The following is a 12,300-nucleotide window of genomic DNA, read 5'->3' on the forward strand; positions in this document are numbered from 1 at the left end:
GGAGGCAGATGGGTCTATGTCGCCTTCACACCCTGCCTGGCACCGCCATTAGGTTGCTTCGGCTGGCTGTCCCGGATCAGGCGATCGAGATGCATGCGGATGTGGGCGGCTTCGGCCGAGGTGTTGGCGAGCGCGATGGCGCGGTCGAAGGCGATTCGGGCTTCGTCGTTGCGGCCGAGCTGCATCAGGAAGGCGCCGCGCACGCCGTAGAAATGGAAATAATTGGCGAGCTTCGGCGCCAGCGGCTCGATCAGCTCGAGCGCGGCCTGCGGCCCGCGCACCTTGGAGACCGCGACCGCCCGGTTGAGCGTCACCACCGGCGAGGGCTGCATCACTTCGAGCGCGCCGTAGAGCAGGTCGATCTGCGCCCAATCGGTCTCCTCCGGCGTCGCCGCGCGCGCATGCAGTGCGGCGATCGCGGCCTGGATCTGATAGGGCCCGCTGCGGCGGTGGCGCATCGCCTTGTCGATCAGCGCGAGACCCTCCGCGATCATGGTGCCGTTCCACAAGGAACGATCCTGATCGTCCAGCAGGATCAGCGACCCGTCCGCGGCAAAGCGTGCCGCGCTGCGCGCGTGCTGCAACAGGATCAGCGCGGTCAGGCCCATGATCTCCGGCTCGCTCGGAAACAGCCGCAGCAGCAGCCGCGCCAGCCGGATCGCCTCCTCGCACAGCGGCTTCCTGATCTCCGCGGTGTCGCCGCTCGCCGAATAGCCCTCGTTGAAGATCAAATAGATCATCGCCGCGACGCCGGCGAGCCGTTCGGAGCGTTCGACCGCGCCCGGCGCCTCGAACGGCGTCCCGGCCTCGGCCACCTTTGCCTTGGCGCGCGTGATGCGCTGCTCCATCGCCACTTCCGAAACCAGGAACGCGCGGGCGATCTGCTTCACCGTGAGGCCCGAGACGATGCGCAGTGCCAATGCGATCTGCTGCGTCGCCGGCAATTGCGGATGGCAGCAGATGAACATCAGCCGCAAGATGTCGTCGCGATAGTGCGAGCCGTCGAGCCGCTCGGCGAGCGCGCCTTCGGCGTCGTCGAGATCGGAGATCGCCTGGTCGTCCTCCGGCAGCGGCTGCTGCCTGCGCGCGCGGCGCACCTCGTCGATCGCGACGTTGCGGCCGACCATGATCAGCCAGGCGGCGGGATCGCGCGGCGGCCCGTTCTGCGGCCAGGTCTTGAGCGCGCGCAAGGACGCGTTCTGAAACGCCTCCTCGGCGGTGTCGAGGTCGCGGAAATAGCGCAGCAGCGCGCCGACCGCCTGGGGTCGCGCCGAGGTCAGCGCCGTTTCGATCCAGGCGGTATCGGCCTCGCTCACGTCAGGTTTCCTCCGGGCCGGAATACGCCGACGGGACGCACCTCATAGGCGCCGCCGGGGTTGGCGGCGCCCAGCTCGCGCGCGACGTCGAGCGCGTCGTCGAGGTTCTTGCAGTCGACGATGTAGAAGCCGAGCAGCTGCTCCTTGGTCTCGGCATAGGGGCCGTCGAGCACCAGCGGCGGATCCTCCTTGCGCAGCGTCGCCGCCGCGGTCGTCGGCAACAGCCGCGCCACCGGCCCGAGCCGTCCCTGGCTGGTGAGCTTGTCCTGTACCACGGCAAGCTTCTTCATCACGGCCTCGTCCTGCTCCTTGCTCCAGGAGCCGACGAAATCCTCATCGTGATAGCAAAGTATGGCGTAGAGCATGGGCGGCACTTCCCTCGTCTGTTCTGAAGACGCGCCAATATGCCCCGCGCCGACAGGGCTGCGGAAAAAATTTGCAAGAAAAATCCGACAGATCGTGCCAAGGAGGGCTTTCTCGAGCGGAACCCCAAAAGAGGCACTTCGAATGACCACGGGCACACTGGCCGTCCTGATCAACAGCACGCAGCAGAACTGGCTGCCCGAGCGGTGGAAGGCCCGGTTCGACGCCGTCTGCGGCGACCGCCGCGTGGTGCTGCTGCCGGACGCCGGGCTGGATCCTACGGAGGTGCATTATGCGGCGGTGTGGAAGCCGGTGCCGGGCGATCTCGGGGCGTTCCCCAATCTGCGGGCGATCTTCAACCTCGGCGCCGGCGTCGACGCGCTGATGGCCGACAAGAGCCTGCCCGAGGTGCCGCTGGTGCGTGTCGCCGTGCCCGATCTCACCAATCGCATGACCGAATATGTCGTTCTGCACGTGCTGATGCATCACCGCCAGGAGCTGTACCTGCGGCAATCCCAGCGCGAGAAACGCTGGGAGCCGCTCTATCAATGGCCGGCCAGCGCGGTCACCGTGGGCGTCATGGGCCTCGGGACTCTCGGCGCCGACGCGGCCGATGTGCTGAAGCGGCTCGGCTTCCGCGTCGCCGGCTGGAGCCGCAGCCCGCGCACGATCGAGGGCGTCGAATGCTTCCATGGCGCCGACGGCATGGACGCATTCCTGCGCAACACCGACATCCTGGTCTGCCTGCTGCCGCTGACACCGGACACGCACGGCATCCTCAACCGCGAGGTCTTCAAGAAGCTCAATCGCTCCGGCCCGCTCGGGGCGCCGGTGCTGATCAATGCCGGCCGCGGCGGTCTGCAGAACGAGGCCGATATTCTGGCCTGCCTCGACGACGGCACGCTGGGCGCCACCTCGCTCGACGTCTTCGTGCAGGAGCCGCAGCCCAAGGACAGCCGTTTCTGGACCCATCCCAAGGTGGTGTTGACGCCGCACAATGCTGCCGACACCGATGCGGATGCGATCTCGGCCTATGTCGCCGAGCAGATTGCGCGGTTCGAGGCGGGCGGCGCGCTGGAAAACGTGGTGGACCGGACAAGGGGATATTGAGGCTTCGCTTACGGCCTGTCCTTTGGCCCGATCATCACGTCGATCGCGCCCTTCACGATCGCCTCCAGCTCCTTGCGCGGCATGCGGGCGCGGGAGCGGATGGCGATGGTGTGGATGATGGCCGATGCGATCTGCGTCAGCGCGAACGTATCGGCGCTCACCGGCAGCTCGCCTTTCTCCTTGGCGCGGCGGAAGCAACTGGCAAACCCCTTGTCGATCCCGGCGAGGCCGTCCAGCACCATGGCGCGAATCTCGGGATCGCCGACCGCCTCGGACGCCGCGGTCACGACCGTAAAGCAGCCGCGCGGGCCGGCGTCGCCGGACAGGTAGATGTCCAGCGCGGCCGCATAGATGCGCTCCAGCCGCTGGCGCAGCGGCATCTCCTCGCGGAAGATGGTTCCCATGGCCGCGGCAGCCTCGTCGCGATAGCGCTGGTAGCTCTTGATGTAGAGCTCGCGCTTGTCGCCGAAAGCGCCGTAGAGGCTCGGCCGGTTCATGCCGGTCGCTTGGCTGAGATCGTCGAGCGAGGTGGCTGCGAAGCCCTGCTTGCGGAACAGGTCGAGCGCCTTGCCGAGCGCGATGTCGGGCTCGTAGGCGCGCGGGCGGCCGCGGCGCTTGGGCTCGTTGGCGGCAGCTGGCGGCTTCGGTTTTTGTACCATCTCGCAAATTAATCCTTGACCACGGATATATTATGCAAGATGGTACATAAATCAATCTGGCCAGGTTGAGCGACATCCAAAGAGAAATTGCCCAAGGAGGCTATAGATGGATCTCTATTTCTCGCCGCTTGCCTGCTCGATGGCGACACGCGTCGCGCTGTATGAAGCCGGCGCCGAGGCGAACTACCTCGAAGTCGATCCGCCGACCAAGAAGGTGCTGAACGACGGCTCCGACTTCCTCACCGTGAATCCGATCGGCCTGGTGCCGACGCTGCGCACCGACGAAGGCGTGGTGCTGACCGAGAACGCCGCGATCCTGCAATATGTCGCAGACCGGTTTCCGCAATCCGGCCTCGGCGGCGCGCAGGGCATCGACCGCACGCGCTTGCATCAATGGCTGTGCTTCATCGGCACCGAGCTGCACAAGGGTCTCTTCCTCCCCTTGCTCGACCGCAAGGCGCCGCAGGAGACAAAGACCTATGCGCTGGAGAAGAACCTGTCGCGGCTCGACTATCTCGACAATTACCTGAAGGGCCGCGAGTTCCTGCTCGACCATTTCAGCGTGGCCGATGCCTATCTCGCCACCGTCATCAACTGGACCATGGCGACACCGCCGATCGAGCTTGCGAAATGGCCGAACCTGAAGGCGTATCACGAGCGGCTGCGTCAGCGGCCGTCCATCGCGAGGGCGATCGCCGAGGAGTTCGAGCTGTACAAGGCCGAGCTCGCGCGGAAGAAGGCAGCGGCCTGAAGCGCGATGAAATGAGGCTCGATCGCTGCAACGACTGAAGTGTGCTCCCTCTCCCGCTTGCGGGAGAGGGTTGGGGAGAGGGTGCTTCCGCAATGGGGCAATCCCCAAGGCGAGGAAGCCCTCACCCGGCGCTTCGCGCCGACCTCTCCCGCAAGCGGGAGAGGTGAATGGGCTGGCGGCTATCGATTCATCCAAAGCCCTCCGTCACGCAGCGCGCTATCTCGGCGCCTGCAGCGTGATGCCGTAGCGGCGGTAGATCCGGTCGATCGTGCCGTCGCTGCGCAGCCGTTCCACGGCTGCGTCGATGGCTTCGCGTAACGCGTCGTCCGGGCGGACCATGCCGACGCCGACATTCCAGTTCAGATCGGCCGTGCTCTCGTCACGATCGAGGATCCGGAGCGGATTGTCCGGATGGGTCAGATTGAAATAGCTGGCGGCGGTGGGCGTGACTGCGGCGGCATCGATCTCGCGGTTCGACACCGCCTCCAGGCTGTCGCTCTCGAAGCCGAAGGTCGATATCGGCACGCGCCGCTGACCGATGATCATGGCTGCGATCGATCCAACCTGCACGCCCACCTTGGTCGATTCGTTGAGGCTGGCGAAGGACGTCAGCGTGCTGGATGACGGCACGGCGAGCGCAACGCCCGTGCGATAATACGGTTTGGAGATTCTCAGGCGGGTTTCGCCCTGCGCTTCGCGGTCGGCGATGACGTCCAGAAGAATGTCGCAGCCGGCGCTGCGCATCTGGTACTGCGTGATGATCCAATCGAGCCTCAGCGCGACACCGAGCTCGCGTGCCAGCACCCGACCGAGCTCGACCTGGAAGCCGGGCGGATCGCCGGTCTTGTGCGCGAAGGGAAGCGAATTGGGATGTGCGCAGAGCCCGATCACGCCGCTGGAGCGGATCGCCTCCAGGGCGCGGGCCGCTGCCTGCCCCGGCAGGACGATGGCGGCAGCGACGATGACCGGGACAAATGCCTTCATTCGGGCTCTCTGCAGTTCAACCCTCGCGCGGTTTCAGGGCGCGGATGTACTTGACCATCTGGTCGATCTGGGCGTCGGTGAAGGCGCCGTCGAAGGCCGGCATCGCCCCCTGCTTGCCGAGCTTGATGCGATTGCGGATATAGTCGTCGTCGCGCGGCGAATTCATCAATTGCGGCCCCTTGCCCGCGGCCCGGCCACCGTCGGAGTGACAGAAGCCGCAAGTCCCCGCGAACACCTGCTCGACCTCGAACGCCGCGTTCTCCGGCGCGGGTGTGGCGGATTGCGCCCGGACCATCGCAGCCCACAGCAACGAGGCGCCGAGCCCCGCCAGAATCGTCTTGCAAGACAGCCTCAACAGCTACGCTCCATTCCTGAGCCACGCACCGCCGCGACATCGATCGAGGAGCGGGCTTGCGCCCGCTCCTGAATCGGAACATCTGCGGCAGACTATTTCAGGCTGAAGACGACCAAGGCGCCGTCGTCGCGCGGCATGCTCTTGTAGACGCCGCCGAAGTTCGGCGCATATTCGTCCGCCAGCATCCCGCCGAAGCCTGCCGTCACGGCGATATACTGCTTGCCGCCGACGGAGTAGCTGACGATGCCGCCCTGGTGGCCGGTGCCGTTGTTGTGCTTCCACAGCTCAGCGCCGGTCTCGGCATCGTAGGCGTGCAGCACACCGCGGGAATCAGGCACGAAGACGAGGTTGCCCGCGGTCGACAGCACGCTTCCGAGCGGAGGCTCGGGATAGCGAACCTCCCATTTCTTCGCGCCCGTGATGGGATCGCGCGCGTCGAGATGTCCGTAGATCTCGCCGCCCGGAGGAGGCACCATCTTGAAATCGGCACCGATGTTGAGCTGGGCCTGCGGCGCGGTGACCGGCGTCGTCTTCTGGATATCCAGCGTCATGCACCATTCCTGTCCGATCTTGTAATAGAGACCGGTTTTGGGGCTGTAGGAGCCCGCGTTCCAACTGATGCCGCCGCCGATGAACGGACACAGCGGCGGTTCGGTGACCTTGCCGACCGGGAAATCGCGACGGCCGATCAGCGCGCCGGTCTTGGGATCGATATCCTTGACGAAGTTGATGTTCTCGACCAGCCGCCAGACGTTCTTCACTTTGAGATTGCGGTCGTAGACGAAGACGAAGCCGCCCTTGTTCGGATGGACCACGTATTTCTGGCCGTCTCGCTCGAGCATCACGAATTCGCCGACGGAGCTGTCGAAGTCCCAGGCATCGTGCGGCAGTTCCTGATGGTAGAATTTCAGCTGACCGGTATCGATGTCGAGCCCGATCACCGAGCTGGTATAGAGGTTGTCGCCGGGACGCGCGCCCTGGGTCTTGTAGTCCGGACCCGACCAGTCGTAGAGCGGCGCCGGGTTCGCCGTGCCCCACAGGATGGTGTTGGTCTCGGAATCGTAGGTGCCCGGCATCCAGCCGCCACCACCGCCGGTGCGCCAGGAATCGTTGCCCCAGGTCTTCATGGCCTCCTCGGTGCCTGCGACGGTGAGGAACTCCCACTTCTTCTTTCCGGTCGCGGCATCGAGCGCGAAGATCGGGCCGCGGCCCGGCCATTCGCCGCCTTGCGCGCCGATGATCACGCTGCCCTTCGCGTAAAGCGGCGCGCCGGTGAAGCCGACCGTCAGCTTCTGCGAGTCGATCAGCCTGGTTTCCCAGAGAACCTTTCCGGTCTTGGCGTCCAGCCCGAAGACACGGCCATCCATCGTGCCGACGAAGACCTTGCCTTCGCCGAGAGCGACGCCGCGATTATAAGGCGAGTGAGTCTGCCGGCTGATCAGCGCCTCATCCAGCTCCGGAAAGAACGACCAGATGACCTCGCCGCTGGCGCCGTTCAGCGCGAAGACGCGGCTGTATGAGCCCGAATAGTACAGCACGCCGTCGGCGACGAGCGGCATCGACTGCAGGCCGCGCGTCGATCGCCCGGGAATGTGCATCCACGCCACGCCCAGATTGCCGACATTGCTCGCATTGATCTGCGCAAGCGGGCTGTAATGATGGGATTTGTAGGAACCGTGATAGGTGAGCCAATCGTTCTGGCCGGCGGCCTCGATACGGGACGTATCCACGGACTGAGCCAATGCCGCCGTCGCTGCAAACGTCGCAACGACAGCCAAGGCCGAGCTGAGCCACTGCTTCCTCATTTGCACTTCCTCCCGCTCTTGTGTTTGTTGATTGCGTCTCGTGAACGAGGCTTGCGAGGGGTCCTTGCAGTTCAGTGTGCGTCGATCGTCCTCCACCGGACCGAATCGTCAACAGACATCCCCTCTCTCGGCGCATCGCGCCGAGGAGCCACGTTCACCGGGGTGATTGCTGTTGTACTTCTGCTTGCCGTTACACTGTACGACGGATCACAAGACGTGAAAATACGGAAAGCGCGCTGAAGTCTACTCGATGCAGAGTGACCTGAAACGGCAGCGACGCTGACCGTTTGCTTTCGATCTGCCAGTCCCCGGAACCATTCGCCTATCCGTACAGCACCTTCGGCAGAATCGTGACGATGCCCGGCCACAGCGTCAGCAGCAGCACGAAGCCGATCATGATCATGAGGTACGGCATCGTGACGCGCGCGATGTAGCCGAGGCCGTCGTCGGTCAGCCCCTGGATCACGAACAGGTTGAATCCGACGGGCGGCGTGATCTGCGCCATTTCCACGGCGAGCACGAGGAAGATGCCGAACCAGACCTCGTCGAAACCGGCGCCCTTCACGATCGGCAGCACGATCGGCAGCGTCATCACGATCATCGAGAAGCCGTCGAGGAAGCAGCCGAGCACGAGATAGAACACGATCAGGACCACGATCAGCATGAAGGGCGACAGGCCGAGGCCCTTGACGAACGCGGCGACCGCTTGAGGAATGCCGAGGAACGCCGCGGCATTGCCGAGGATCGAAGCCCCCAGCACGATCAGCGCGATCATCGAGCAGGTGACGACCGAGCCGATCAAGACGTCGCGCATCACCTGCTGCGACATCGCGCCTTGCGCCCACGCGACCAGGGCGGCGCCGAGCACGCCGACGGCGGCGGCCTCCGAGGGCGTTGCGAGCCCGCCATACATCGAGCCGAGCACGCAGGCGATCAGGAACAGCGCCGGCGCGAGGTCCTTCAGCGCTGCGAAGCGCTCGCTCCACGGCACCTGCGAGAGCTTGGCTTCGGTCTCGGGCACCATCGCGGGCTTGAGCGTGGTGTGCAGCATCACCCAGGCCATGAAGGTCGCGGCCAGCAGGAAGCCCGGCAGCACGCCGGCGGTGAACAGCTTCAGGATCGAGACGTCGCCGAGCACGCCGTAGATGATCATGATGTTGGACGGCGGGATCAGAAAGCCGAGCGTGCCGGCGCCGGCGAGCGAGCCGATCGCGATGTCGCGGGAATAGCCGCGGCGCAGGAGCTCGTTGAGCGACATGCGGCCGATCACCTGCGTGGTCGCGGCCGACGAGCCCGAGATCGCCGCGAAGATGGTGCAGCCGATCACGTTGACGTGCAGGAGGCGGCCAGGCAGCAGGCCGGCCCACGGTGCCAATCCCTGAAACAGCGAGCGCGACAGGCGGGTGCGGAACAGGAGTTCGCCCATCAGAATGAACAGCGGCAGCGCCAGCAGCTCCTGCGTGGTCAGGATGTTCCAGGCGTATTGCGGCAGCAGTTTTTCAAGCGGGATCGAGCGGAACATCGCGAGCAGCAGCGTCGCGGTGAGCGCAAGCGTGAGGCCGATCCAGACGCCGCAGGCCAGCAGCACAAACAGGATCGCGAACAGGGCGACGACTTCGATGGTCATGCGATCTTGGATCCGGATGCGGGCGAGGCGGTCATTCGACGGGCGAGGCCTTCATGCGGTGATCCTCCAGCGGCAGGCCGAGCGCGGCCTGGATGGCGCGCGCAAGGAACTGCAGCGTCAGCAGCAGCATGCCGAAGGTGACGATCGCTTGCGGAAACCACAGCGGCGTATCGCTCGAGGTCGAGACCTGGCCGCGCAGGAAGGCGCTCCAGGCGAACTTCGCCATGGCCGAGGTCAGGAACGCCATGAAGGCGAAGCCGGCCGCCGCCGAAAGGATCTCCAGCGCCCGCTGCACCGGCACGGGGGCGTTCTTCAGCAGCAGCACGACGCGGATGTGGCCGCCGACGCGCAAGGTCATGGCGGCGCCGAAGGTGAAGGACGCCGCCATCAGATAGGACGAGTATTCCCAGGCGATCGAGATGCTCGGCGGAAAGAACGGCAGGAAGTTCGACAAGAAGCGGGTTGCGACCTCGCACAGCATCAGCAGCGTCAGCATGAGCAGGCAGCCGCCACCGATCCAGCCGTCGAGCCGGCCGAGACGGTCGATGCCGTCGAGGACGATCCGCAGCGGCGCGGGTGCCGCTGCGTTGAGGCTTGACGGTGCTTCAGGCGTAACGCTCACCATGCCTCGCCCTCAGCCGCGCTTCATTTCGGCGAGATAGGCCCTCACCGGCTTGTCCGCCGCCGGCACGCGCTTGAGGAAGGCATCCAGCTGCGGCGCGGTCTTGGCCCGGATGTCCGTCATCATGGCGTCCGAGACCGGCACCACCTCCATGCCGCCTTCCTTGAGGCGGTTGAGGCTGTCGACGTCGGCCTTGAGCGAATTGGCCCAGAAGCCGGGCTCCATCTTCGCCGCGATGTCAGCGACCAGCTTCTGTTGATCGGCGCCGAGCGCCTTCCAGGCATCGAGATTGACGGTGAGCATCTGCGACGACCAGACATGGTTGGTCGGGTAGACGTATTTCAGGAACTCCCAGAACTTGCCGTCGACGCCGGACACCGACGAGGTGGAGACGCCGGCCACCGCGCCGGAGGCGAGTGCGGGAATGGTCTCGCCCCAGGGGATCATCACCGCCGCCATACCGACGGCGTTGAGCATCTCGACCGCATTCTTGTCGGGCACGCGGATCTTGATGTTCTTGAGACCCTCGACGTCGGCGACCTTCGTCTTGAGATGCAGATATTGCGTCGGCCACGGCACGATGTAGAGGATCTTCTGGTTGTTGCGCGCGGCGATCTTCTCGTATTCCGGCCGCACATATTTGTGCAGCACCTTGAGCTCGTCCACGGGGCCGCAGAGGAAGGGGATGCTCTCGACGCCCATGAAGGGCTCGTCGCCGACCTGCTGGATGTTGAGGACGTCGGCGAGCGGCACGAGGCCGTCGCGCACGGCCCGCAGGTGCTCGGGTCCCTTGAAGCCGAGCTGGCCGCCGGCCTTCACGGTGATGGCGACCGCACCATTGCTCTGCTTCTTCACTTCTTCCGCGAAGGCCATCGCGTTCTGGGTGTGGAAATTGCCCTCGGGCCAGACCGTCGACATGTCCCAGCTTGTCGTCGCCGCCCGGGCGCGGGTCGAGATGTGGCCGGCGGCGAGCAGCGTCGCTGCGCCCGCGGTGAAGTTCCGTCGCGTAATCATTGCTCCCCTCCGTTTACCGAGCGCGCTGAGGCATCAACGCGCGTACCCATAAACCTTGACTGCGTTCTCCGAAGACACGAGACCGCTGGCGACGTCGTCACTCACGGCCGCACGATCGCGCGTCGCCGGATCGCCGATGCCGGCGCCGCCCGGCGTCAGCACCACCAGCCGATCGTCGGGCGGCACCTGCTGAAAACCCTTGCCGCGCAGCTTCTTGCCGGACTTGAGGCCGACATAGCCGGCCTCACCGTCCCGGCCGCCATCGCGACCGCGCGGCGGATGGTCGATGCGGTCGAACGCGGCGAGGATATCGAACGGCGCATCGACGCCGCTGCCGACCTCGATGATCTGGCCGAGGCCGCCGCGGGTGCGGCCTGCTCCACCGGAATCCGGACGCAGCTCCTTGCGCCAGAAGATCAGCGGCGTCTGCGTCTCCGCAATCTCGACCGGCGTGCCGCGCACGCCGCTCGGGTAAGCGGTGGCCGACAGCCCGTCCTTGCCGAAGCGTGCACCGGTACCGCCATTGGAGGTGACCGCCATCGAGAACCCGTAATTGCCGCCGACGCCGGAGCGGGTCTGGCCCCGCACGTTGAGATTCCACAGGCAGGAAGTGCCTTCGGCGGGCACGCGCTCGGGAATGATCTGGCGCAGGCAGCCGAACACGACGTCAGGCAGCATCTGGCCGATGACGTGGCGCGACGCCACGGGCGCCGGCTTTGGCGCATTGAGGATCGTACCCGCCGGCGCAGACACCGTCAGCGGCGAGAGCGAGCCGGCATTGTTGGGGATCTGCGAGGCGACGACGCAGCCGAGGCCGAACACCGTGTAGGCCGTGGTGTAGGACAGCGGCACGTTGATGCCGAACTTCGAGGCCGCGGATGTGCCGTCGAAATCGACATGGATGCCCGTATCCGAGATCGTCAACGTCGCGGCCAGAGTCACCGGCGCATCATAGCCGTCGACCACCATGGTGTTGCGCCAGCTGCCCTTCGGCAGCTTGGCGATTTCGGCCAGCACCGCCTCGCGCGAGCGGTCGCAGATGTAATCGCCGAGCTCGTCGAGCGTGTCGATGCCGAACTCGGTCATCATCTCGACCAGGCGCTCGCAGCCGACGTCGTTGCAGCCGGCGAGCGAATAGGTGTCGCCCTCGGTGTCGATCGGAAGCCGCGTATTGGTGCGGATCATCGCCATCAGCGTCTCATTCACGACGCCCTGGTCGATCAGCTTGAGCATGGGGATGTAGAGCCCCTCCATGAACACGTCGGTGGCGTCGGGCCCGAAGCCGATGCCGCCGATGTCCATGAGATGGCTGGTGCAGGAGAACAGTGCGACGACCTTGCCGTCCTTGAAGCAGGGTGTGGTGACGACGAAATCGTTGAGATGACCGGTCCCCATCCAGGGATCGTTGGTGATGTAGGCATCGCCCTCCTTCATCGTCTCGATCGGGAAGTGAGCGATGAAGTGCTTGACCGATTCCGCCATCGAGTTGACGTGGCCGGGCGTGCCGGTCACCGCCTGCGCCAGCATCCGGCCCTTGAGGTCGAACACGCCGGCCGAGAGGTCGCCGCATTCGCGCACGATCGGGCTGAAGGCGGTGCGAAGCAGCACCTGCGCCTGCTCCTCGACCACGGCGATCAGCCGGTGCCACATGATCTGGAGGTCGATCAGGCTCGCGCCCTTTGCCTTGCTCATGA

At 65.4% G+C, this 12,300-nt stretch carries 12 protein-coding genes; 2 read left to right on the top strand and 10 right to left on the bottom strand.

Annotated elements, in window-relative coordinates; genetic code table 11:
• Positions 1–14 precede the first annotated feature (14 nt).
• Entirely contained in the window at positions 15–1,316 is a 1,302-nt protein-coding gene (locus AC24YW_RS06475; protein ID WP_487481953.1) for an RNA polymerase sigma factor, read from the bottom strand.
• Entirely contained in the window at positions 1,313–1,681 is a 369-nt protein-coding gene (locus AC24YW_RS06480) for a YciI family protein (RefSeq protein ID WP_487481954.1), read from the bottom strand. Before AC24YW_RS06480 ends, AC24YW_RS06475 begins: the two co-directional genes overlap by 4 nt.
• Before the next feature lie 142 nt (positions 1,682–1,823).
• On the opposite strand from AC24YW_RS06480, the gene AC24YW_RS06485 reads away from it, so the two are divergent.
• Complete coding sequence (locus AC24YW_RS06485) at positions 1,824–2,789, top strand: 2-hydroxyacid dehydrogenase (protein WP_487481955.1); 966 nt, start codon at positions 1,824–1,826, stop codon at positions 2,787–2,789.
• Positions 2,790–2,797: 8 nt separating this feature from the next.
• Here AC24YW_RS06485 and AC24YW_RS06490 read toward each other — a convergent pair whose 3' ends face one another.
• Complete coding sequence (locus tag AC24YW_RS06490) at positions 2,798–3,448, bottom strand: TetR/AcrR family transcriptional regulator (protein WP_487481956.1); 651 nt, start codon at positions 3,446–3,448, stop codon at positions 2,798–2,800.
• A gap of 106 nt (positions 3,449–3,554) precedes the next feature.
• On the opposite strand from AC24YW_RS06490, the gene AC24YW_RS06495 reads away from it, so the two are divergent.
• Positions 3,555–4,199 (top strand): glutathione binding-like protein, encoded by a 645-nt coding sequence (locus AC24YW_RS06495; protein WP_487481957.1) that lies wholly within the window; start codon positions 3,555–3,557, stop codon positions 4,197–4,199.
• Between the two features lie 216 nt (positions 4,200–4,415).
• Here the strand turns inward: AC24YW_RS06495 and AC24YW_RS06500 are convergent, their stop codons facing one another.
• The 7 genes from AC24YW_RS06500 to AC24YW_RS06530 form a co-directional block, all read right to left on the bottom strand.
• Positions 4,416–5,183, bottom strand: coding sequence for a substrate-binding periplasmic protein (locus AC24YW_RS06500; protein ID WP_487481958.1), 768 nt, complete (start codon positions 5,181–5,183; stop codon positions 4,416–4,418).
• A gap of 16 nt (positions 5,184–5,199) precedes the next feature.
• Entirely contained in the window at positions 5,200–5,538 is a 339-nt protein-coding gene (locus tag AC24YW_RS06505) for a c-type cytochrome (protein ID WP_487481959.1), read from the bottom strand.
• Positions 5,539–5,630: 92 nt separating this feature from the next.
• Positions 5,631–7,343, bottom strand: coding sequence for an outer membrane protein assembly factor BamB family protein (locus AC24YW_RS06510; RefSeq protein WP_487481960.1), 1,713 nt, complete (start codon positions 7,341–7,343; stop codon positions 5,631–5,633).
• A 322-nt stretch (positions 7,344–7,665) separates the two neighbouring features.
• Complete coding sequence (locus AC24YW_RS06515; RefSeq protein WP_487481961.1) at positions 7,666–8,970, bottom strand: TRAP transporter large permease; 1,305 nt, start codon at positions 8,968–8,970, stop codon at positions 7,666–7,668.
• Positions 8,971–9,001: 31 nt separating this feature from the next.
• Positions 9,002–9,595, bottom strand: coding sequence for a TRAP transporter small permease subunit (locus tag AC24YW_RS06520; protein WP_487481962.1), 594 nt, complete (start codon positions 9,593–9,595; stop codon positions 9,002–9,004).
• Positions 9,596–9,604: 9 nt separating this feature from the next.
• A complete protein-coding gene (locus AC24YW_RS06525; protein ID WP_487481963.1) occupies positions 9,605–10,606 on the bottom strand; it encodes a TRAP transporter substrate-binding protein in 1,002 nt (333 codons plus the stop codon).
• A gap of 33 nt (positions 10,607–10,639) precedes the next feature.
• Positions 10,640–12,298, bottom strand: a complete 1,659-nt coding sequence (locus AC24YW_RS06530) for a hydantoinase B/oxoprolinase family protein (RefSeq protein WP_487481964.1) — start codon at positions 12,296–12,298, stop codon at positions 10,640–10,642.
• Positions 12,299–12,300 lie beyond the last annotated feature (2 nt).

This window comes from Bradyrhizobium sp. USDA3516 (assembly GCF_057651995.1).

Excerpts from the sequence above, each read along its gene's own strand:
- AC24YW_RS06480 (WP_487481954.1), bottom strand. The coding sequence starts at position 1,681 with ATGCTCTACGCCATACTTTGCTATCACGATGAGGATTTCGTCGGCTCC.
- AC24YW_RS06485 (WP_487481955.1), top strand. The coding sequence starts at position 1,824 with ATGACCACGGGCACACTGGCCGTCCTGATCAACAGCACGCAGCAGAAC.
- AC24YW_RS06490 (WP_487481956.1), bottom strand. The coding sequence starts at position 3,448 with ATGGTACAAAAACCGAAGCCGCCAGCTGCCGCCAACGAGCCCAAGCGC.
- AC24YW_RS06495 (WP_487481957.1), top strand. The coding sequence starts at position 3,555 with ATGGATCTCTATTTCTCGCCGCTTGCCTGCTCGATGGCGACACGCGTC.
- AC24YW_RS06500 (WP_487481958.1), bottom strand. The coding sequence starts at position 5,183 with ATGAAGGCATTTGTCCCGGTCATCGTCGCTGCCGCCATCGTCCTGCCG.
- AC24YW_RS06510 (WP_487481960.1), bottom strand. The coding sequence starts at position 7,343 with ATGAGGAAGCAGTGGCTCAGCTCGGCCTTGGCTGTCGTTGCGACGTTT.
- AC24YW_RS06515 (WP_487481961.1), bottom strand. The coding sequence starts at position 8,970 with ATGACCATCGAAGTCGTCGCCCTGTTCGCGATCCTGTTTGTGCTGCTG.
- AC24YW_RS06520 (WP_487481962.1), bottom strand. The coding sequence starts at position 9,595 with ATGGTGAGCGTTACGCCTGAAGCACCGTCAAGCCTCAACGCAGCGGCA.
- AC24YW_RS06525 (WP_487481963.1), bottom strand. The coding sequence starts at position 10,606 with ATGATTACGCGACGGAACTTCACCGCGGGCGCAGCGACGCTGCTCGCC.
- AC24YW_RS06530 (WP_487481964.1), bottom strand. The coding sequence starts at position 12,298 with ATGAGCAAGGCAAAGGGCGCGAGCCTGATCGACCTCCAGATCATGTGG.